Origin of the sequence: Catenulispora sp. GAS73 (assembly GCF_041262085.1) — a bacterium.
Classification (GTDB): Bacteria; Actinomycetota; Actinomycetes; order Streptomycetales; family Catenulisporaceae; genus Catenulispora.
In genome coordinates this window covers 18,352-39,793 of the sequence record NZ_JBGCCM010000056.1, presented here as the reverse complement: position 1 = coordinate 39,793, position 21,442 = coordinate 18,352, and the positions used below count along the sequence as shown (strand labels likewise).

Here is a 21,442-nt window from a genome sequence, read left to right as displayed (position 1 = left end):
GGCTGCGGTCGGTTCACCGAGGCCTGATACGGCGGCGCCCGACTCGGTGTCGGCAGGCTCGGCGGATCCAGCTGACTCGGCGCCACTCGATTCGGCCGCGCCGAGCCCACCCACGGTCGGTGCGCCGAGGCCTGACACGGCGCCCGGCCAGGTCTTCGCGGGCTCGGCGGGTTCGGCAAGCTCGGCGGGCTCGGCGGGCCCGGCGGATCCGGCCGGCCCGGCCAAGCCCGACTCCGCCGCGCTCTACCGCACCGTCCGCCTCATCCGCCGCTTCGAGGAGCGGGCCATCGAACTGGTCCACGCCGGCCACATCTTCGGCGGCATCCACCCCTACATCGGCCAGGAAGCCATCGCCGCCGGCACCTGCGCCGCGCTGCGCGAGGACGACCTCATCACCAGCACCCATCGCGGCCACGGCCATGTGCTGGCCAAGGGTGCGGATCCGGCGCGGATGATGGCCGAGATCGCCGGACGCTCCACCGGGTTGAACGCCGGCCGCGGCGGCTCGATGCACGCCGCCGACTTCGGTATCGGCATCCTCGGCGCGAACGCCATCGTCGGCGCCGCCGCGCCGATCGCCACCGGTGCCGCGTGGGCGGCCCGGTGCGCCGGGTCGGATCGCGTGGTCGTGACCTACTTCGGCGACGGCGCGGTCAGTCAGGGCGTGGTGCTGGAGACGTTCAACATGGCCGCGCTGTGGCGCGCGCCGGTGGTCTTCGTCTGCGAGAACAACGGGTTCGCGACCACCACCCGCACCGCCGACGTCGTCGCCGGCTCGATCACCGGCCGCGCCGAGGCCTTCGGCATCCCCGCCGAGCGGGTGGACGGCATGGACCCCGAGGACGTGTTCGCCGCGACCTCCCGGGCCGTCGCGCGCGCCCGGCGCGAAGAGGGCCCGACGCTGCTGGAGTGCGTCACCTACCGCTACGACGCCCACCACACCTGGGAGCACGCCGCGCGCCCCCGCTACCGCACCGCCGAGGAGGTCCAGCTCGGACGCGTCGTCGACCCGCTGGAGGTCCAGGGCGCGCGGATCGACGCCGACCTTCGCGCGCGGATCGATGCGGACATCGAGGCGCTGCTCGAAGCTGCGGTGCGCTTTGCTCTGGAGAGTCCGCACCCTGATCCGGCCACCGCGCTGGACCACCTGTACGCCGACGGCACCACCGCCCGGGCCGGAGCGATCTGATGACGATCCTGTCCTATCTCAAGGCCCTGAATCGCGCCATCGCCGACGAGATGGAGCGCGACGAGGCGGTGTGCGTGTTCGGCGAGGACGTCCGCGTCGCCGTCACGAACGTCACCGCCGGCCTGGTCAAGCGGTTCGGCGAGGGACGCGTGCTGGACATGCCGATCTCCGAGCAGGCCTTCACCGGCATCGCGACCGGCGCGGCGATGTCCGGGCGCCGTCCGGTGATCGAGTACCAGATCCCGGCGCTGCTGTTCATCGCGTTCGAGCAGATCGTCAACCAGGCCCACAAGTTCTCGCTGATGACCGGCGGCCAGACCCGCGTCCCGGTGACGTACCTGATCCCCAGCTCCGGCTCCCGCGACGGCTGGGCGGGTCAGCACTCTGATCATCCCTACAGCCTGTTCGCGCATGTCGGGGTGAAGACGGTGGTCCCGGCCACCCCGGCCGACGCCTACGGCCTGCTGGTCACCGCGATCCGCGACGACGACCCGGTGGTGGTCTTCGCCCCGGCCGGCGCGATGGGACGGCGGCAGGACGTGGACCTCGCGCAGCTCGCGCCGGTTCCGCTGGGCGTCGGGCGGATCCATCGCCCCGGTACGGACGTGACGGTCGTGGCGGTCGGGCACCTGGTCCACGCCGCGCTGGAGGTCGCCGACGAGCTGGCCGACACCATCGATGTCGAGGTCTTCGATCCGCGCAGCCTGCACCCGTTCGACTGGCAGGGGCTGGCCGAGTCGCTGGAGCGCACCGGACGCCTGGTGGTCATCGACGACAGCAACCGGTCCTGCGGGATCGGCGGCGAGATCCTGGCCACCGCCGCCGAGCAGATGCGGCTGGTCGCCCCGCCGAAGCGGGTCACCCGGCCGGACGGCGCGGTGCTGCCCTTCGCCGAGGGACTGGACCGTGCGTTGCAGCCGACGCGGGAGCAGTTGCGCCACGCGATCCAGGCTGTGGCGAAGACAGGGAGCGTGCGATGAGTGAAGCAGAATCGGTCCAGGAAGCGCAGGCAGTGTCGGCAGCGCCCGAAGCCCCGGAAGCCCCGGTCGCGCTGGTCACCGGAGGCGGCAACGGCATCGGCGCCGCGCTGTGTGCCAGGCTCGCCGCCGCCGGTCACCGCGTGGTCGTCGTCGACATCGACCCCGAGGCCACGGCGAAGTCCGCGGAGTCCTGCGGCGGCATCGCGTTCCCGGCCGACGTCTCCGATCTGGATCAGAACCGCGCGATGGTCGCGTATGCCGTCGAGCACTTCGGCCGCCTGGACCTCGCGGTCCTCAACGCCGGGGTCAGCTCCGACCAGCCGCCGGACCTCCCGCTGGACGTCGAGCGCTACCGCCGGGTGCTGGGTGTGAACGTCGACGGCCTCGCGTTCGGGATCGATGCGACCGTTCCCGAACTCGCCCGGCACGCCGGCCGGATCCTGGTCACCGCCTCGCTCGCGGGCCTCGGCCCCGACCAGGCGAATCCCTTGTACGCGCTGACGAAGAGCGCCGCGATCGGCTACGTCCGCGCCATCGCCGCCTCTCTGGAGCAGCGCGACGTCCGTATCAACGCCCTGTGCCCCGGCTTCACCGACACCGCGATCCTGGGCATCACCCGCCGCCTGATCCGCAAGCAGGGCTTCCCGCTGCTGAGCCCGGACGACGTCGCCGACGCGGCGCTGACCGTCCTGGCCGAGCCCGGCACCGGCCAGGCCTGGACCGTGGTCGCCGGCCGCGCCCCGCAGCCCTTCGCCTTTCCGCCGCTGCCCACCACCCTCATGCCCGACGGCTCGCAAGCCCGGTTCCGGCCGCTTTTCAGCCGGGCCGCCAAGAAGGAGGACACGCCATGACCGCCACCGGCATCCGGGCCGCGCTCGCCGCCGACCCCGGCCTCGGCGCCGGCAACGTGCTGCACAAGCTCATCGAGCACGGCGCGCCGCTGGACGGCCCCGGCATGACGTTCGACACCGCCGTCGACGACTACCCGGCCGGGCACGCCCTGACCCTGGGCGAACTGCGCGACGCGGTCGCCGCGCGCGCCGCCTGGCTCAGCGCGCAGGGCGTCGGCCCGCGCGACCCGGTGGCCGTCTACGTCACCACCGCCGCCGACTGCTTCCTGCACTTCATGGCCCTGAACTGGCTCGGCGCCATCCCGGCGCTGATGAACCCCAATCTGCCGGGCGACGTGGCCGCCGAGTACATCCGCCGTCTGCGGGCCGTCGGGCTGCTCACAGACGCGGAGCACCGGCGGCTGCTCGCCCGGTCGGACCGCGGCCTGGAACTGGGGTTCCGGATCGACGCGGTCTACGACGTGACGCAGACCCCGGCCGGCGACCCGGCCGCCGCGCCCGCGCCGTACCGGCACGCCGACGACGACCCGATCGCGATCACGCACTCCTCGGGCACCACCCGGATGCCGGCCGCGGTGACGCAGACCCACGGGAACCTGTTCGTCGGCACGCGGTTGCAGCGGCTGCGCAAGCCCAAGGCCCGCGGCACCGACCGGATTCTCAGCGTCCTGCCGGCGCCGCACGCCGCCGGGATTATGGCCATCAACCACGCGCTGTGCAATCGCAGTGATCTGCTTTACCTGTCGCGCCCCGACGACGGCGCGGCGGTGGTGGACGCGATCGAGCGCTGGCGGCCGACCGGCGTGTTCGGCTTCGCGGTGACCTGGGCCGAGCTGGCGCGCATCGATCTGGCCTCGCGCGCCGTGGATTCGGTGTCACTCTGGTACAACACCGGCGACTGCGCGCACGAGCCGCACATCCGGCACCTGGTCGCCGTCGGCTCTCGCGAGACGGTCACGCGGCAGGGCGTGCAGCGGGTGCCCGGATCGATGTTCGTCGACGGCCTGGGCTCCAGCGAGATGGGCCACTCGGCGTTCCACATCACCCACACCCCGGACACCGAGCGCTATGGCCGCTGCGTCGGCCAGACGCACGACTTCGTGGAGATCAAGCTGCTCGATCCGCAGACCGGGGACGAGGTCCCGGTCGGCGAGGTGGGGCTGTGCGGGATGAAGTCGGCCTCGCTGTCGCCGGGCTACTGGAACGACTCGCTGAACACCTACCGCAATCGACGCAACGGCTACTACCTCACCGGGGACCTGCTCTACCGGGACGAGGAGGGCTACTTCTACCACGTGGACCGCATGGTCGACGCGGTCGACCTCGGCGGCGGGCGGTGGCTGTACACGGCGATGTCGGAGGAGCGGATCCTCAAGGAATGCCCGGACATCCTGGACTGCACGGTCGTGGCGGTCCCCACCGACGACGGTGTGGTGACCGACGTGCTGCTCACGCTGCATCCGTGGGCCGATCCGGACGCGGACTGGGAGCCGGCGGTGCGCGGCGCGCTCAGCGCCGCGGCCGGGGCGACGCTTCGCAGGGTCCTGGTGATCGGCGAGGACCAGCTGGTCGTCGGGCCGACCGGCAAGGTTCGCAAGTTCCTGATGCGGCAGCGGCACGCCGCCGACTCGGCCGCCGCGACCGTGGGCGCAACCGCAACCGCCAACACAGTCCCGGTCGCGCAGGAAAGCGGGGCGCTGTGACCGCGCTGACCGCGATCGGCACCTACCTGCCGGACGAGCGCGTGCCGATCGAGGATCTGGCCGAGCGGTTCGGGCTGACCGCCATGCAGACCAAGGTGTTCCGGCGCTATCACAAGCTCGGCGAGGTCAGCCGGGACGCCGGCGGCACCTTGACCGACCTGCTGCGCGGCGCCCTGGACGACCTGGACGGCCTGGCGGGAAACGAGCACCGGGTCCGGTACGTCATCCACGCGCGCACGTTCCCGACGGTCACGCCGTACCCGCTGAACCCGCTGCGCGAGCTGTGCCGGGAACGCGGGCTGGACCACGCCGAGACCTTCGCCGTCGGGCACCACGCCTGCGCCTCCGGCCTGCTGGCGATCGACGTCGCGGGCCGCCTGCTGGCCGCCGACGCCGCCGCGCACCCGGACGCGCTGGCGCTGATCCTGGCCGGGGAGAAGGCCTTCACCGGCGAGGCGCAGATGGTGCCGGAGACCTCGTTCTTCGGCGAGGGCGCCTCGGCGTGCCTGGTCAGCGCCTCCGGTGAGCACGACCGCCTGCTCTCCTACAGCGCCGACCTGCGCGGCGAGTTCGACGGCGACTCGATGGAGCAGGCCCTGGAGTTCCAGCGGGTGTACTCCGACTCGCTCGGCGAGGCGATCCTGGCCGCCGTCGAGGGCGCCGGGCTGACGATGGCGGAGATCGCGCTGGTGCTCCCGCACAACGTCAACGTGGTGGCCTGGCAGCGGGTCTGCAAGCGGATCGGCTTCCCGCTGGCGAAGGTGGTGCTGGACAACGTCGCCGCCGACGGCCACGTGTTCTGCGCCGACGCCTTCCTGAACTACCGCACCGCGAGCCGCCGCGGCCTGCTGAAGCCGGGGGAGCGCTACGTCGTCGCGGCGGCCGGCGCCGGCCGCGGCGCGACGTTCTCGGCCATGGTATTCGAGCACTGAGTCTTCCGGGCACATCAGCCCTTTGGGAAAGGACCGTCATGACGGAGCAGAGTCTGGATCTGCACATCGGCGCCATCGCGGAAGCCGATCCGGTCTTCCGCGCCCGGATCGTGGACACCGTCTGCGGTCTGCTGCCCGACGTCCTCAAGCGGGAGGTCGAGGGCGCTGGGGAGAACACGACCCTGATGGAGGACCTGGGGATGAGCTCCACCGGGGCGCTGGAGATCGTGCTGTTGCTGGAAGAGAACCTGGAGGTCGAGATCAGCGTCGAGGATCTGGGCCGCGAGCACTTCGAAACCGTCGGAACGCTGGCCGACTATGTCGCCGGCAACGTGATCCCCGAAGACTGAGGTGTGAGGAGTCTATGCACACAACTGTTCCACCCGGGGCCGGCAGCGCCGCCGAGCCGGTCGACCGGTGGGGGATCCGCCGCGCGGTGCGGCTGGCGTTCCCCGGGCCGTCGAGCCTGGCTCAGGACCAGGCGCACACGGCCCGGCTCGACGTCTATCTGACCGATCTGCTGCAACCGCACGGCCTGGCGCTGAACCCCGGGGCGCTGGCCCCGCGCGGGCAGTCCTACGGGGAGATGGCCGAGGCGCTGATCGAGCTGGCGGTGCCCGCGGGGGAGGGGGTGGACCTGCTGGTGATGGCGTATGCGATCCCTGACATCACGCCGGGCCGGGCCACCACCACCTACCTGAGCCACGTCTGCCCAGGCCGCCCGATGGCCTTCGCGATCAGCGACGAGGGCACCGCGGCGGGGTTCACCGGGCTGCGGCTGATCCGCGAGTACGCGCGCAGCGGCGACTACCGGCGGGCGCTGCTCGTGGTGGTCGAACAGGCGTGGCTGGCCTACGACCCGGGGGTGCCGGCCGCGATGCCGTCCGGACACAGCGGGGTCGCGCTGCTGTTCGGCGACGGCGGCGGGGACGGTGCCGACGAGCTGGTCGGCGAGGCCGGCGTGCCGGTGGGGGTGTCGGTGGCGGGTCTCGCCGGTGCGTCGAGCGCGTCGGAGCCGGTGGCGATGCTCGGACCGGTGCGGGTGCGGGCCGGAGCGCGCGAGGGGTCGCCGGGTGCTGAGATCGAAGAGCTCGGCGAGGCGCGGACCGTCATCCTCGGCGCGGTGCTCAAGGCCGAGGCCGACGCGCTCGCCGGGCACGCCGACGTGGTGCTGGCCTCGCCGGGGCGTCCCTACACCGGGGTGTGGTGGGAGCTGGTCGCGGCGCTGGAAGCCGAGCCCGGCGAGCGTCGCATCGTGCTCGCCGACTCCGATCCGGATCTCGGGTTCTTGTGTACGGCGGCGGTCGACGTCCGAGGGCGCCGGGGCGGTACCGGCCCGGAGACCACGGATCCGTTGCTGTGCTTCACCGACTATCTCCAGGCCGCCAAATCCCGGGTCTCGCCCGAAATCTGGGACTTCATCGACGGCGGCGCCGACTCCGAGCGGACCGTCACGGCCAACCGGAACGCCTTCGCCCGCGTCGATCTGCGGCCGCGAGCCCTGGTCGACACAGAGGTCTGCGACACCCGGACCGCGATCCTCGGCTCGACGCTCGGCACGCCGTTGGCCGTCGCGCCCACGGCCTATCATCGGCTGGTGCATCCCGACGGCGAGGTCGCGACGGCTCAGGGCGCCGGGGCGGCCGACGCGTTGTACGTGGTGAGCATCTTCGCCAGCCGCACGTTGGAGGACATCGCGCACTCGGCCTCCGGGCCGCTGTGGCTCCAGCTGTACTGGCTGCGCCAGCGGGAGGCGCTGGTCGGGCTGATCGACCGTGCCGCCACGGCCGGCTATCGCGCGCTGGTGCTGACGGTCGACATCCCGCGGATGGGGCGGCGGCTGCGCGACATGCGCAACGGTTTCGCCGTCGGCCCGGAATGCGCGGCCGTGAACCTCGACGCGGCGCTGATGGCCTCGGCGCACACGCGGGGTGCGGGGACGTCGGCGCTGGCCGTGCACACCGCGCAGGCCATCGATCCGTCGGTGACGTGGGCCGATCTGGCGTGGCTGCGGGAGCGCAGCGAACTGCCGATCGTGCTCAAGGGGATCCTGACCGCCGAGGACGCCCGGCTCGCGGTCTCGCACGGCGCGGACGCGATCATCGTCTCCAACCACGGCGGACGCCAGCTGGACGGCGCGGTGCCGAGCCTGGTGGCGCTGCCGGAGGTGGTCGGGGCGGTGGCCGGGGCGTGCCCGGTGATGTTCGACGGCGGGGTGCGCAGCGGCGGCGACGCCTTCGCGGCGCTGGCGCTCGGCGCGGCCGCGGTGTTCCTGGGGCGTCCGGTGCTGTGGGGGCTGGCGGTCGGCGGCGCGGCCGGGGTCGCAGGGCTCTTGGATCTGGCGACCGGGGAGCTGGCGCACACGATGGCGTTGACGGGGCGGCCGTCGCTGGAGGTCATCGACCGCAGTGCGGTGCGGTTCGGATTCGACACGCGGACGGAGCTGTAGAGCATGCGGTGGCGGCGGGAAGAGCTGCACGTGGCCGTGCGGGACCCGGCCGCGGCCTCGATGAACTTCCTCAACGAGGTCGCGGCGCGGTTCCCGGACGCCGTGTCGCTGGCGGCCGGGCGGCCGTACGACGGGTTCTACGTGGCGGACGACATCGAGCGGTACCTCCAGGTCTACCGCGACCATCTGGCGAGCACCGGGCTGTCCGGCTCGGCGATCGATCGGACGCTGCTGCAGTACGGCCGGACCAACGGCGTGATCGGGGACCTGATCGCCCGGACGCTGGCCGTCGACGAGGGGATCGACGTGCCGGCCGAGGCGGTGATGGTCACCGCCGGGTGTCAGGAGGCGATGATCATCGCGCTCCGCGGGCTCTGCGCCGGGCCCGAGGACGTGGTGCTCGCCGTCGAGCCCTGCTACGTGGGATTCGCCGGGGCGGCGCGGATCCTCGGGATCGAGGTCGTGCCCGTGCCCGAGGCGGCCGACGGCCTGGACCCCGACGCGGTGCTGCGCGTGGCGCGCGAGGTGCGGGAGTCGGGACGGCGGCCGCGAGGGCTGTACGTGGTGCCGAACTTCGCCAACCCCTCGGGCGTGTCGATGCCGGTGGCGGTCCGGCAGCGGCTGCTGGAGGTCGCCGCCGAGGCGGAGCTGCTGATCCTGGAGGACGATCCGTACGGATTGTTCGGGCTCGACGACGAGCCCCGGCCGACGCTGAAGTCGCTGGACCGCGACCAGTCGGTGATGTACCTGGGGTCGTTCTCGAAGTCGGTGTTCCCCGGCGCGCGAGTGGGCTTCCTGGTCGCCGATCAGGCGGTGGTGGACGCCGCCGGGCGGCAGTCGCTGCTGGCCGAGGAGCTGTCGACGGTCAAGAGCATGCTGACGGTGAACACCTCGCCGATCGCACAGGCGGTGGTCGGCGGCGTGCTGGTGGAGTCGGAGTACAGCCTGCGGTCGGCGAACAGGGCCAAGACGGAGTTCTACCGGCGGAACATGCGGGCCCTGCTGGCGGCCCTGGAGCTGGAGTTCGAGGCCGACCCGCGGATGACGTGGAACACGCCGAGCGGCGGCTTCTTCGCTGTGCTGAACGTCCCCTTCGCGGCGGACGAGGCGCTGGTGGAGGTCTCGGCACGGGACTACGGCGTGCTGTGGACACCGATGGGCTTCTTCTACGCGGGCGGCGGGGGCGAGCGGGCGATTCGGTTGTCATGCAGCGCGCTGGAGCCGCCTCGGATCGAGGAGGGCGTGCGCCGGTTGGGGAAGCTTGTGCGGGATCGGGTGCTGTGACCGGGGTGCGGGGCGAGGTGGCGGCTGGAGTTGAACCGGCACCCGGGAGTGGTGCTCGGGGAGAGGCCGGACTTGTTGCGGCGGCGGGTTCCGGACTCGTGGTCGGCGGCAGCGTTGGCGTAGGCCGAGTCGAGCCCGGGAGTTGTGCTCGGGGCGAGGCCGGACTTGTTGGGGGAGCTGGCTCCGGATTCGTGGTCGGCGGTGGCGTTGGCGTAGGCGGAGTCGAGCCCGGGAGTGGTGTTCGGGGTGAGGCCGGACTTGGTGCGGCGGCGGGCTCTGGACTCGTGGTCGGCGGTGGCGTTGGCGTAGGCCGAGTCGAGCCCGGGAGTGGTGTTCGGGGTGAGGCCGGACTTGGTGCGGCGGCGGGCTCTGGACTCGTGGTCGGCGGTGGCGTTGGCGCAGGCGGAGTCGAGCCCGGGAGCGGTGCTCGGGGTGAGGCCGGACTTGGTGCGGCGGCCGGCTCCGGACTCGTGGTCGGCGGCAGTGTTGGCGCAGGCCGAGTCGAGCCCGGGTTCGGCGTGAGCGGCGAGGTGGCCTCGGCGTGGCTGGTCGGCGATGTCCCTTCCTCAGCGGTGGCGGACCTGCTGGCCACCCTCGATGCCGAGGAACGTCGGCGGGCGGGGCGTTTTTCGACAGCCGAGGCGCGCGAGCGGTTCGTGGTCGCGCACGGGGCTGTCCGGCGGATCGTCGCCGAGTGCCTTGGCGCGCCGCCTGCCGAGCTTCAGTGGCAGGTCGGTCCGCAGGGCAAGCCGGAGCTGGTCGGGCCGTGGACCGGGATCCATGCCAACCTCTCGCATTCCGGCGGCCGATGCCTGATCGCCGTCTCCCGCGAGCGCGCGGTCGGCGCCGACATCCAGCGGCTCGTGCCGGGGCTGGATGTGCTCGGCATGGCGCGGCGCTACTTTCCGGCGTCCGAGGCGCGGGACGTTGCCGATGCCGCCGAGCCCGCTGACGCGTTCGCGCGGCTGTGGGCCCGCAAGGAGGCCGTCACCAAGGCTGCCGGAGGCCGCCTCACGCAGGTGCTGCCGCTGCTGACGCCGCCGGGCGGGGCCGTCGAGTTCGCGGCGGGGGTGTATCGGGTGGTGGATGTCGAGGTGCCGGCTGGGTTCCGCGCTGCGGTGGCGCTGGCCGGTGCCGATGAGTTCCGGGTCGAGGTGAACGAGTGGCTGCCGTGACCGTGCTGACCGAGGCCGCCGATCCCCACTGCCTGCGTGTCGGTGAGGCGGGGGCGCTGCTCGCGGGCCATCCGTGGCAGCGTTTCGCAGTGCTCGGCGACAGCATCGCCGAGGGCGTCGCCGACCCCGTGCCCGGCTACAGCAAGATGCCGTACGCGGACCGGGTCGCCGCCGAGCTCGCGAGCTCCCGGCCCGGGCTCGCGTACCTGAACCTGGGACAGCGCGGCCTGCGCGCGCACGAGGTGCGCGAGGGGCAGCTGGAGCCGGCGCTCGCGTTCGCGCCGGATCTGGCGCTGGTCGCCTGTGGCGCCAACGATGCGCTACGTCCCGGATACGAGGCGCGTGCCGATGCGGTGGACGCGGAGCTGGCGGAGATTATCAGGGCTCTGCAAGAGTGTGGAGCGATGGTCATCACGGTCTCGATCTTCGTCCGGCCCGCCTACCCGAGCCTGCCCTCGTGGCTGCGCCCGACCGGCACCGAACGCATGGCCGCCCTCGGCGCCCGCACGAACGCCGTCGCGGCGGCCGCCGGCACGCTCCACATCGACCTCGCCGACCACCCGATCGCCACCGCCATGGACTCCACCAGCGCCGACGGCCTGCACGGCAACGCCCGCGCGCAGACCGTCGCCGCGACCGAGACGATCCGCGCACTCGGGAGGTTTCTCCGCCCGCCGCGTTCGGCGCGGCAGCCGATCCACGCACCCTGATACGCGCGGGCGCGCGCCTTTCCGTCAGCCACATCATGTGGGCCGCACGACCACATAACCGCACCACACCCCATCAGCCATCAGCCGCTCCGGCTCCACCCGAAGGAACCCTGATGCCCCTCGACCCCCAGATCCAGGCCATGCGCGAGCGCCGAGTCCTGGCCGCCGCGCCGCAGCTCTACACCCTCAGCCTCGCCGAGGCGCGGGCCGCCGACCTCGCTTCGATCCAGGCCGAGGCGCACGAGCCGGAGCCGGTGCACGAGGTGGTCGACCGGGTGGTCCCGGCGGAGGGGCGCGACATACCCGTTCGGGTGTACCGCCCGAGCGCTGAGCACGTGCTACCGACGCTGCTGTATTTCTTCGGCGGCGGCTGGACGCTCGGGGGCCTGGACACCAGCGACGGCGTGTGCCGCTCGCTCGCCAACCTGGCCGGGGTCCAGGTCGTCGCGGTCGGCTACCGGCTGGCGCCCGAGCATCGCTTCCCGGCGGCCGTGAACGACTGCCACGACGTACTGCGCCACATCGCCGCGCACCCGGACGACTTCGGCACGAACGCCGGTGCCCTGGCCGTCGCCGGCGACAGCGCCGGCGGCAACCTGGCCGCGGTCGCCGCGCTGCTGGCGCGCGACGACAAGCTGGACCTCGCCGGGCAACTCCTCGTCTATCCCAACACCGACCAGCTCGCGGTCGAGGGCTCGATGCGCGAGAACGTCGACCCGTGGCTGTTCAACCACCGCTCCGTGTCCTGGTACCGCAAGCACTACCTGGCCGACGAGGCCGACGCGCTCAACCCGCTCGCCTCGCCGCTGCTCGCGCCGGACCTGTCGGGCCTGGCGCCGGCGCTGATCATCACGGCGGAGTACGACCCGCTGCGGGACCAGGGCGAGGCGTACGCGCGGCGCCTGGCGGCGGCCGGGGTCAGCGTCGAGCTCACGCGGTATGAGGGCATGGTGCACGGGTTCTTCACCATGACCGGGACGGTCGACGCGGCACAGCATGCAGTGGATCAGGCTGCTGGGGCGCTGCGTGGGTGGTTCGCGATGAACACCGTCGCGTCCTGATCGGGTCGCGCGGGGGTTCGAGCCCCCGCGCAGCTAAAGCGCATCAACCGGAAACCGCCGCTTGATCGCCCGCCATCCCACCCACAGCACCAGCACGATCACTGGCACCGAAGCCAGCACCGGCCGCTCGTCCGAGCTGTCGCCCATCAACACCAGCACCCCGGCCAGGAACACCAACACCGCATAGTTCGTCCACGGAGACCCCGGCATCCGGAACCCCGGCCGGTGCACGGGGCTCCCCGGCAGCTCCGAGGCCGCCTTGAGCCGGGCCTGGCACACCAGGATCGTCGCCCACGTGGTCAGCACCCCCAGCGACGCCGTGGACGTCGCGATGTCGAACGCGCGCGAGGGGACCACGAGGTTCAGCAACACGCCGGCCAGGTACACCGCCGCCGTCAGCATGATGCCGCCGTGCGGGACGCCGCGGCTGTTCATCCGCGAGACGTACTGGGGGGCCTCGTGGCGTTCCGCCAGCGCGCGCAGGATCCGCCCCGTGGAGTACAGCCCCGAGTTGGTCGACGACAGCGCGGCCGTCAGCACCACGAAGTTCATCACGCCGCCCACTCCCGGCACTCCCAGCATCGAGAACACCGTCACGAAGGGGCTCTCGCCCTCGTGGTACAGCGTCCAGGGCAGCACCAGGACCAGCAGCCCGATCGAGCCGACGTAGAACACGGCGATGCGCCAGACCACCGCGCGCACCGCCTTCGGCACCACCTTGCGCGGCTCGGCCGTCTCGCCGGCGGTGATGCCGACCAGCTCGATCGCGGCGTACGCGAAGACCACCGACTGCAGGCTGACCAGCACCGCCCACATGCCCTTCGGGAACATCCCCCCGTGGGCGGAGACGTTGGCCCAGCCGGCGTGGTGGGTGCCGATCCCGGCGTGGGTGAACAGCAGCGCGACCGCGACCACCAGGAAGACCAGGATCGCGAGGATCTTGCACAGCGCGAACCAGGTCTCCAGGTCGCCGAAGACCTTCACCGACAGCAGGTTCGCCGCGAGCAGCACGCCGAGCGCCGCCAGCGCCGAGAGCCACTGCGGCAGCGCCGGGAACCAGTAGTGCATGTAGATCCCGACGGCCGTCAGCTCCGCGACGCCGGTCATGGCCCAGTTCAGCCAGTACATCCACCCGCAGGCGTAGCCGGCCCACGGCCCGATGAACTCCCTGGCGTACACCACGAAGCTCCCGGACGTGGGCCGGTACAGCACCAGCTCCCCGAGCGCGCGCATCACGAAGAACGCCGACACCCCGGCCAGCGCGTAGGTGAGCACCAGCCCCGGACCGGACCGGTGCAGCGCCCCCGCCGAGCCGAGGAAGAGCCCGACCCCGATCGCCCCGCCGAAGGCGATCATCTGGATCTGGAAGTTCGCCAGCGTCTTCTGGTACCCCGCGTCGCTGCCTGTCGGCTCCTCCTCGGCGCGGTCGGTGGTCAGCGTCGAGGGCGGGTTCGTCATGCTCCCCGGTGTATCCGCAGCCGCGGGGTGTCAATCACTTGCCACGCGGAAGGAGTACGGTCATTGCTCCGAACGAGAGCGGATCATGCGTCGCCGTCGGCGATTTCCTCCTTGACGTTCAGTCCCTTCCCCCGGCGCAGGCACGCGACCACCGCGAGCACCGACAGCCCGGTGGCGACCGAGAACACCACGATCAGCCCGTGGTGGAAGGGCCCGGACAGCAGGTTCGGGAAGAACTCGCGTCCGGTGAGGGTGGCGTGCGCGGCGGGGGTCAGCGAGTTCAGGGCGTTGGCGCCGGCCAGCAGGTGTTCGACCGGGTTGACGCCGAGCATCGCGGCGAACAGGGAGGAGACCGGCGGCAGATGCCCGATCTGCGTCGCGGCGTGCGCCGACACGCCCTGCGCCTGCAGGCTGGTGGTGAGTGTGTGCGGGAGCCGGGAGGCCAGGCCGGCGATCATCAGGGAGAAGAACACGCCGATGGACACCGCGGTGCCGGAGTTCTGGAACGTGGCGCGCATCCCGGAGGCGGCGCCGCGCTTGCTGGCAGGGACGCTGCTCATGATGGAGGAGGTGTTCGGGGCACCGAACATGCCGCTGCCGATGCCGTTCAGCGCGATCAGGGACGCGAAGGCCCAGTACGGGAACTGGACCGGGAGCAGCATCAGACCGATGAAGCTGGAGCCGAACACGGCCGCGCCGGCGGTGGACAGGCCGCGCGAGCCGAAGCGGTCGGACAGGTAGCCGGACACGGGCCCGGATATCAGGAAGCCGACGGTCATCGGGAGCAGGAAGATGCCGGCCCACAACGGGGTGTCGCTGTAGTCGTAGCCGTGCAGTGGCAGCCATATGCCCTGCAGCCAGATCACCAGCACGAACTGCAACCCGCCGCGCGCCACCGAGATCGCCAGCGAGGCGGCGTTGCCGACGGTGAAGTCGTGGATCTTGAACAGCGACAGGTCGAACATCGGCTCGGCGATCCGCGACTCGATGAAGTAGAACGCGATCAGACTCCCGACACCGACACTCAGCAGCGCGATCACGCTCGGGTTCGCCCAGCCCATCGCACTGCCGTGGTACGGCTGCAGGCCCTGCGTGACGCCGATCAGCACCGAGCCGAGCCCGACGGCGAACGTGACGTTGCCCCACCAGTCGATCCGCCCGCCGGTGGCCCGGCTGGTCTCGCGCAGCCGCCGGTAGGCCCAGTACGTGCCGAACACCCCGACCGGCACGTTCACCCAGAACACCGCACGCCAGTCCCACGCCGACAGCAGCCCGCCGGCCACCAGCCCGATGAACATCCCGGCCAGCGCCGCGACCTGGTTGATGCCGAGCGCGAAGCCGCGCCGCTCGGGCGGGAAGGCGTCGGTGAGGATGGCCGCGGAGTTGGCGGTGAGCATCGAACCGCCGATGGCCTGGAGTAGCCGCCAGCCGATCAGCCACATCGCGCCGTGCGTCCCGTCGAAGGGATCGAAGGACAACAGCACCGAGGCGATGGTGAACACCATGAACCCGGCGTTGTACGTGCGCACGCGCCCGAACATGTCGCCGAGCCGGCCGAGGGTGACCACGAACACCGCCTGCACCAGGCGGTACCCCATGATCATCCACAGCAGGTAGACGATGTTCCCGGGGGCCAGCGGGTCCAGGTGGATGCCGCGGAAGATCGGCGGCAGCGCGATGAGGACGATCGATCCATCGAGGGCGGACATGAACATCGCCGCGGTGGTGTTGGTCAGCGCGACCCACTGGTAGCGCTTGTCGGTGGTCGGCGCCGCGGCCGTGGCGACCGCCATCAGATCTTCTCCGCGAGGCGCTGTATCAGGGGCGCCGCGTCGGCCAGCGTCCGCAGCTCCTCGTCGGTGAACCCGTCGGCCAGCCCGGCCGCTATGGCCGCGGCGCGGGCGCTGCGCTTGAGCCGCAGCGCCTCCCGCCCAGCCTCGGTCACGACGGTCACCGAGCGCCGCCGGTCCTCCTCGTCCCGCCGCCGCTCGACCAGCCCCCGCTCCTCCAGCGCGGCCAGCGTGATGCCCATCGCCTGCGGGCTGATCTGCTCGACCCGCGCCAGCTCGGCGGCGGTGGCCGGGCCGTTCCGGTCCAGCCGCGCCAGCGCCGAGCGCTCCGGGAGCGAGGGCTCGCCGGGCGCGGCGGTCTGGCGCAGGCGGCGCACGACGAGGCTGATCGCGCTGAACAGCGCGGTGGACAGGTCGTCCACACGGGGGGAGTCCATATGGACAATCTAGATTGATAAACCTGGATTGGCAATCTAGGTTGCGGATCTGGCATCACGCATTCGTAAGAACTCGTGCCGTAATGCCGCGGTGGTCTGCCGACACGAACGTGCTGACGAGCCGGCGGAGATCCCGCCGCCCCGAAGCCCGATGGGAACACTTTGATGTTGATGTCGAAACGAAGAGCGCTGGTCGCGGCCGCTGTCGCCGCAGCCACGGCGGGAGTGATCACCGCCGTCCTGCCCGCCGGGGCGAGCGCCGCTGCCAAGCCCGCGGCCAAGCCCGCCGCCACGTCGGCGCCCGGGAGCCTGGGGCAGACCTCCGGCATCCTGCCCGCCGACCACCAGACTCTGGAGAGCGCGCTCCAGATCAACCTGAGCAACGAGACCGCGCGGTTGCCGTTGTATCCCGGAATCGCGTACAAGGGCACCGCGCACGAGGAGAAGGTCTGGTACGTGCTGCTGGACGCCTCCGACGAGGGGGCTGCGGCCGACCTGAGGGTGAACTACGCGCCCAAGCTTGCCAACATCGCCATCGGGAACCGGGCCGCGGTGCAGACCGTGCAACTGGAGAACCCCACGCCGAAGGCCAACCCGTTCGGCCCGGCGACCATCGACTTCGCCGGCGCGCCGGACTTCAGCCCGACCCGCGTCGCCGTCCCCGGCCCGAACGGGTTCCCGCTGGCCACCTTCCAGCCCGGCGCGGTGGCAGGGCCCGGATACAGCCCCTTCATCAAGATCGCCGGCTCGGATACCGTCTACGACGCGCCGATCGTCGCCGTCGGCGACGGCCCGTTCGACGTCACCCACCACACCGACACCGGCGACCGCGTGCTGGGCGTCCACATCGGGGCGCCCTCGCCCCAGGGGCAGTTCAACGAGTCGTGGGTCGACATGCTCTTCGTCAAGGGCTTCGACGCCGGCCAGCCGATCGTCTACATCTCCACCGACGCCGGCCAGCCGCTGACCGCGACCCTGGAGCGCGCCACCTACGTACCGGCGTTGAACAACGTGTCCTTCAACGGCGGCGACGACTTCCTCGGCTCGGCCCGCGAGCGCCTGTTCGGCTTCATCAACGGGCAGACCGGGGCGAACAACCCCAACTCCCAGGGCTTCCAGCACCTGGCGCTTGACGGCGACGTGTCCAAGGACGCCTCACTCAGCGACACCGCCTTCATCAACGACCTGCGCAACGGCGGAGACCTCCTCAACGTCTTCGGCGACTTCCCCACCGAAACGGACCCGCGGCACGCCAAGGCCTACAGCCCGCTGTGGGACGCGCAGCTCGGCCTGTGGACCGACAAGGCGGTGCAGGAGGGCCTGAACACCCGCCAGATCGACGAGAACCAGGTGTTCAACCTGGCCGCCACCCGCCCCGACCTGCTGACCGGCGTCGACCCGGCGACCGGCCGGCCGCAGCCCTTCGGCTCGGTCGGCGTCGACATCGACTGCGCGGTGCTCGGCTACATCAACCAGCCGCCGACGGCGAACCTGGCGCCGCCGGCGCCGAACTCGCAGTTCCCGCCGCGGTGACGCGCGTTTCGCCGCGCTGAATGACAGCTCGCCCGGCGGTCCTCGTAGAGACGAGGGCCGCCGGGTGCGTGCACGGCTCCTGGAGCGTGTCCGGTCGGTCAGTCCGGAGCCAGATGGCGAGGGCGGCACATCAATGTCACGGGGGGGATTGCCAGGTTGCGAACGTGTTGCTAAAACATCCAATGAATACGCACCCTGATCGCGCACAGTCCCGCCAAAACCCCACGTTCCGGGAGAGTGTCATCGGATGTCTCTGCGACGAATACTGCTCAGTTGGACCGGCGCGGCGCTCGTCGCCGCAGCTCTGGTGCCCGTCGGCGCGCATCAGGCCACTGCGGCGGCGGCGACGGCCAAGGCCAGGGCCGCCGCCACCACCCTCTACGCCAGCCCTGGCGGCAACGGCGCCTCGTGCACGCTGGCCGCCCCGTGCTCGCTCGCCGGCGCGCAGCAGCTCGTGCGGGCCCTGGCGCCGGCCATGTCCGGCGACATCACCGTGGACCTGCGCGGCGGCACCTACCAGCTGTCGGCCCCGCTCTCCTTCACCCCGGCGGACTCCGGGAGCAATGGGCACACCGTCGTGTGGCAGGCGTATCCGGGGGAGAAGCCGGTGTTCTCCGGTGGCCGGAAGGTTTCCGGATGGCAGCTCTACGACTCGGGCAAGGGCGTCTACCGCGCTGCGGTCCCGGCCGGCACGCAGTCGCGCCAGCTGTTCGTCGACGGCGTCCGCGCCGAGCGCGCCCGCAGCGCGGTGAACCCTGCCGGGTTCACGGTCACCGCGACCGGCTTCACCACCGCCGACCCGCAGTACCTCAGCTGGTCCAACCCGGCCGCCGTCGAGATCGTCCACCTCAACGCCTGGAAGGAGCTGCGCTGCCCGGTCACCGCGATCACCCCGGCGGCCGGCGGCGGCTCGGCGTTCACGCTCGCGCAGCCGTGCTTCGGCAACGGCGGCGCCCCGCCCTACCCCTCGGGCTACTTCCCCTACAACGGCGGCGGATCCCCGGGTCTGGACACGATCAGCTGGATCGAGAACAACTACGCGCTGCTGTCCGCGCCCGGCCAGTTCTACCTCGACTCCGCAGCCGGATACGTGTACTACATCCCGCGCGCCGGTGAGAACCTGTCGAATGCCGACGTCGAACTCCCGACCACCCAGACCCTGGTCTCCCTGGCCGGCACCCCCGGCCACCTGACCCCGGTCGACGACACCGATCACAGCATCGCCTACTCTGGCAGCAGCTGGGGAACCAGCAGCGGCCGCACCTACGGCGACCTCGGCGACGACGTCCACTACGCCACCAACAACGGCGACTCCGCGACGATCACCTTCACCGGCACCGGGATCGACGTCCTGTCCGAGGCCAACAACGACGAAGGCGGCATCGACGTCTACGTGGACGGAGTCCTCGACCGCACCGTCACCGCGAACCGCACCGCCGAGCGCCTCGCGCAGCAGGTCGTCTACTCCAAGACCGGCCTGTCGCAGGGCACGCACACCGTGCGGCTGGTGAAGAAGGACAACACCTACCTGCTGATCGACGGCTACGTCCCGATCACCGCCGCCATCGCCCCGGTCCACGACATCGCCCTGCGCGGCATCACCTTCTCCTACGCCACCTGGCTCGGCGCGAGCGGCCCGGACGGCTACCGCGACAACCAGGCCGGCGTCACCTGGACCGGCACCCCGGCGGTGGCCGGCCGCGTCGGCGCCGCCGTGCAGGTCAGCCGCGGCCAACGCATCGAGATATCCGGCGGCACCTTCTCCCACCTCGGCGGCACCGCCGTCGACCTCGCCAACGGCACCCAGGACAGCACCGTCAGCGGCAACCGGATCTACGACACCTCAGGCAGCGGCGTCAGCGTCGGCGAGTTCGACGACTTCTACCTCGCCGACCCGGCCCTCATGACCTCCGGCGACACCATCTCCGACAACGCGATTTCCTACGTCGGCCAGGAATACCAGGACTGCGTCGGCATCCTCGTCGGCAACGGCCGCAACGTCACGCTCGCGCACAACGACATCGCCCACGTCCCCTACTCCGGCATCTCCCTGGGCTGGGGATGGGGCTGGGCCTCGACCAACGGCGGCGACCGCCACGGCACCATCTACTCCCGGGGCAACGCCATCACCGGCAACTACGTGCACGACGTCATGCGGGTCCTCAACGACGGCGGCCTCGTCTACACCCTCGGCGGCCAGGGCGACGGCAGCGTCCACTCCACTTTCAGCGGCAACGTGCTCAGCACCTGCACCGCCGCCAGCGCCGGCTGCCACGGCGTCTACCTGGACGAGGGCAGCTCCTGGTGGGACGTCGGCGGCAACGTGGTGAGCCAGCCCGCCGGGAACTGGGCCAACATGTGGACCCCGACGATCCACGACGACACCCTGCACGACAACTACAGCGACGTCACCCGTCTCTATAACAACGGAACCAACGTCCCCATCACCAATATGACCTACGTGACCGGCGGCGCATGGCCCTCCGGCGCGCAGAGCATCGTCGCCGCGGCGGGGCTGGAGCCCGCGTACAAGAGCCTCGCCATTCCCGAGGCCGACCTGGTCGACGACGGCGCCGTCGGCTCGCTGCTGGCGCCCGGCACGATCGCCTACACCGGCTCGTGGCTGTCCTACAGCGGACGCGACTACGGCGACCTCGGCGAGGACGTGCACGCCACCACCGCCAACGGCGACAGCGTCACCTTCTCCTTCACCGGAACCGGCATCCGCGTCCTCGGCGAACGGAGCAGCGACCAGGGCACCCTCGGCGTGACCCTGGACGGCACCGCCGCCGGCACCGTGGACACCTCGACCACCGGCGCGCGCCAGGTCCAGCAGCCGGTGTATCGAACCTGCCCTACGGCGCCCACACCGTCGTGCTCAGCAAGCAGTCCGGCACCTACGCCACCATCGACGGCTACGAACTGGACAAGACGATCGACGACACCGACGCCACGCTGCGCTACTGCGGCTCGTGGGCCGTGAGCAGCGGACGCGGCCTCGGTGACTACGGCGACGGCGTGCACTACACGGCCGGCAACGGCGATTCGGTCACCGCGACGTGGTCCGGGACCGGCGTCGACTTCGTGACGGAGAAGAACACTGATGAAGGGACCATCGCAGTGTTCGTGGACGGCCAGCTCCGGCAGACCGTCAGCGCCGCCAACCCGACGCGGCAGGTTCAGCAGGTCGTCTACCACCTCGACGGTCTCACGCCCGGCGTGCACACGATCCGGCTGGTGAAGCAGAGCGGGGCGTACCTGCTCATCGATCGGTTCACGTTCCGGTAGGCGTGTCGAGCACCATGGCGACCCGTCCGGTGTCCACGTCGTAGACGTGCCCTGAGACGGTGGTCCCGGGCGGGAGCAGGGGTGAGCCGAGCAGGCGCTCGACGTCCTCCTTCACCGTCACGGACGGGTCGTCGACCGTGCTGGCGGCCAGCGTCGGCGCGGGCACGCCGGTCGCCTCGGCGGCCTGGTCGCGGAAGCCGGGGTCGGCCAGGAAGCCGGTGCCGCACTGGGTGTGGTGGATGACCGCGATCTCGAACAGTGGGCCTTCGACGCCGAACACCTGCCGGGCCAGGAAGCCGAGGTAGGCGATGTCGGCGACGACGGACTCGGTGACGCGTCCGCCGGCGTTGCGGATGACGGGGGCGTCACCGGGTTCCAGGCCCAGGATCCGGGCCGGGTCCAGCCGGTGGTCAAGGCAGGTCACGACGATGACCTGGGCGGTCGGCGGGCTGAGCGGCACCGGGGTGAAGCCGTGCGCGGACCATTCGTTGTTCTCCAGGAGGGGAGTCATTCTGGTCACGGTGATCTCCGTTCGGTCGGAGTCGGCGGCGGGGCCGTAGTGGACACTGTCCACGTTAACTCGACTAGGTGGACGCTGTCCA

19 protein-coding genes are annotated in these 21,442 nt (G+C 71.4%); 15 read left to right on the top strand and 4 right to left on the bottom strand.

Translation table 11 applies throughout. The annotated features are described in order from the left end of the window. The first annotated feature begins 262 nt into the window (after positions 1 to 262). The 12 genes from ABH935_RS47150 to ABH935_RS47095 all read left to right on the top strand — a co-directional run bounded on the left by ABH935_RS47150 (position 263) and on the right by ABH935_RS47095 (position 12,334). Complete coding sequence (locus tag ABH935_RS47150; protein ID WP_370384561.1) at positions 263 to 1,189, top strand: thiamine pyrophosphate-dependent dehydrogenase E1 component subunit alpha; 927 nt, start codon at positions 263 to 265, stop codon at positions 1,187 to 1,189. Beyond that, positions 1,189 to 2,169: an alpha-ketoacid dehydrogenase subunit beta gene (locus ABH935_RS47145; RefSeq protein ID WP_370384547.1), complete on the top strand. Its 981-nt coding sequence runs from the start codon at positions 1,189 to 1,191 to the stop codon at positions 2,167 to 2,169. Before ABH935_RS47150 ends, ABH935_RS47145 begins: the two co-directional genes overlap by 1 nt. After that, positions 2,166 to 3,020, top strand: coding sequence for an SDR family NAD(P)-dependent oxidoreductase (locus tag ABH935_RS47140; protein ID WP_370384546.1), 855 nt, complete (start codon positions 2,166 to 2,168; stop codon positions 3,018 to 3,020). Before ABH935_RS47145 ends, ABH935_RS47140 begins: the two co-directional genes overlap by 4 nt. Further along, entirely contained in the window at positions 3,017 to 4,723 is a 1,707-nt protein-coding gene (locus ABH935_RS47135; protein WP_370384545.1) for a class I adenylate-forming enzyme family protein, read from the top strand. The genes ABH935_RS47140 and ABH935_RS47135 overlap by 4 nt, the downstream gene beginning before the upstream one ends. Then, positions 4,720 to 5,655, top strand: coding sequence for a 3-oxoacyl-[acyl-carrier-protein] synthase III C-terminal domain-containing protein (locus ABH935_RS47130; RefSeq protein WP_370384544.1), 936 nt, complete (start codon positions 4,720 to 4,722; stop codon positions 5,653 to 5,655). Before ABH935_RS47135 ends, ABH935_RS47130 begins: the two co-directional genes overlap by 4 nt. Positions 5,656 to 5,693: 38 nt before the next feature. Continuing rightward, positions 5,694 to 6,005: a phosphopantetheine-binding protein gene (locus tag ABH935_RS47125; protein WP_370354794.1), complete on the top strand. Its 312-nt coding sequence runs from the start codon at positions 5,694 to 5,696 to the stop codon at positions 6,003 to 6,005. A gap of 14 nt (positions 6,006 to 6,019) precedes the next feature. After that, complete coding sequence (locus ABH935_RS47120) at positions 6,020 to 8,104, top strand: alpha-hydroxy acid oxidase (protein ID WP_370384543.1); 2,085 nt, start codon at positions 6,020 to 6,022, stop codon at positions 8,102 to 8,104. A 3-nt stretch (positions 8,105 to 8,107) separates the two neighbouring features. Then, the gene (locus ABH935_RS47115; protein ID WP_370384542.1) at positions 8,108 to 9,388 is read left to right on the top strand and encodes a PLP-dependent aminotransferase family protein; all 1,281 of its coding nucleotides are present in this window, start codon (positions 8,108 to 8,110) and stop codon (positions 9,386 to 9,388) included. A 339-nt stretch (positions 9,389 to 9,727) separates the two neighbouring features. Continuing rightward, positions 9,728 to 9,910 carry a hypothetical protein gene (locus tag ABH935_RS47110; RefSeq protein WP_370384541.1) on the top strand — a complete coding sequence of 61 codons (183 nt, stop codon included), beginning with the start codon at positions 9,728 to 9,730 and terminating at the stop codon, positions 9,908 to 9,910. Between the two features lie 50 nt (positions 9,911 to 9,960). Further along, a complete protein-coding gene (locus ABH935_RS47105; RefSeq protein ID WP_370384540.1) occupies positions 9,961 to 10,563 on the top strand; it encodes a 4'-phosphopantetheinyl transferase superfamily protein in 603 nt (200 codons plus the stop codon). Further along, positions 10,551 to 11,273 (top strand): SGNH/GDSL hydrolase family protein, encoded by a 723-nt coding sequence (locus ABH935_RS47100; protein ID WP_370384539.1) that lies wholly within the window; start codon positions 10,551 to 10,553, stop codon positions 11,271 to 11,273. The genes ABH935_RS47105 and ABH935_RS47100 overlap by 13 nt, the downstream gene beginning before the upstream one ends. Before the next feature lie 113 nt (positions 11,274 to 11,386). Then, positions 11,387 to 12,334 carry an alpha/beta hydrolase gene (locus ABH935_RS47095; RefSeq protein WP_370384538.1) on the top strand — a complete coding sequence of 316 codons (948 nt, stop codon included), beginning with the start codon at positions 11,387 to 11,389 and terminating at the stop codon, positions 12,332 to 12,334. Positions 12,335 to 12,367: 33 nt separating this feature from the next. Here ABH935_RS47095 and ABH935_RS47090 read toward each other — a convergent pair whose 3' ends face one another. The 3 genes from ABH935_RS47090 to ABH935_RS47080 all read right to left on the bottom strand — a co-directional run bounded on the left by ABH935_RS47090 (position 12,368) and on the right by ABH935_RS47080 (position 16,019). Beyond that, positions 12,368 to 13,792, bottom strand: coding sequence for an amino acid permease (locus tag ABH935_RS47090; protein WP_370384537.1), 1,425 nt, complete (start codon positions 13,790 to 13,792; stop codon positions 12,368 to 12,370). A gap of 83 nt (positions 13,793 to 13,875) precedes the next feature. After that, complete coding sequence (locus ABH935_RS47085) at positions 13,876 to 15,585, bottom strand: MFS transporter (RefSeq protein ID WP_370384536.1); 1,710 nt, start codon at positions 15,583 to 15,585, stop codon at positions 13,876 to 13,878. Then, positions 15,585 to 16,019 (bottom strand): MarR family winged helix-turn-helix transcriptional regulator, encoded by a 435-nt coding sequence (locus ABH935_RS47080; RefSeq protein WP_370384535.1) that lies wholly within the window; start codon positions 16,017 to 16,019, stop codon positions 15,585 to 15,587. Before ABH935_RS47080 ends, ABH935_RS47085 begins: the two co-directional genes overlap by 1 nt. A gap of 171 nt (positions 16,020 to 16,190) precedes the next feature. On the opposite strand from ABH935_RS47080, the gene ABH935_RS47075 reads away from it, so the two are divergent. From ABH935_RS47075 to ABH935_RS47065, 3 genes are all read left to right on the top strand, one after another. Then, positions 16,191 to 17,552 (top strand): hypothetical protein, encoded by a 1,362-nt coding sequence (locus ABH935_RS47075; protein WP_370384534.1) that lies wholly within the window; start codon positions 16,191 to 16,193, stop codon positions 17,550 to 17,552. Positions 17,553 to 17,799: 247 nt separating this feature from the next. After that, on the top strand, positions 17,800 to 20,535 hold the full coding sequence (locus ABH935_RS47070; protein ID WP_370384533.1) for a right-handed parallel beta-helix repeat-containing protein: 2,736 nt from the start codon (positions 17,800 to 17,802) through the stop codon (positions 20,533 to 20,535). After that, complete coding sequence (locus tag ABH935_RS47065) at positions 20,427 to 20,840, top strand: hypothetical protein (protein ID WP_370384532.1); 414 nt, start codon at positions 20,427 to 20,429, stop codon at positions 20,838 to 20,840. The genes ABH935_RS47070 and ABH935_RS47065 overlap by 109 nt, the downstream gene beginning before the upstream one ends. Here ABH935_RS47065 and ABH935_RS47060 read toward each other — a convergent pair. Then, positions 20,827 to 21,351, bottom strand: a complete 525-nt coding sequence (locus ABH935_RS47060) for a beta-class carbonic anhydrase (RefSeq protein WP_370384560.1) — start codon at positions 21,349 to 21,351, stop codon at positions 20,827 to 20,829. The two genes, ABH935_RS47065 and ABH935_RS47060, sit on opposite strands and share 14 nt — an antisense overlap. Between the last annotated feature and the right edge of the window lie 91 nt (positions 21,352 to 21,442).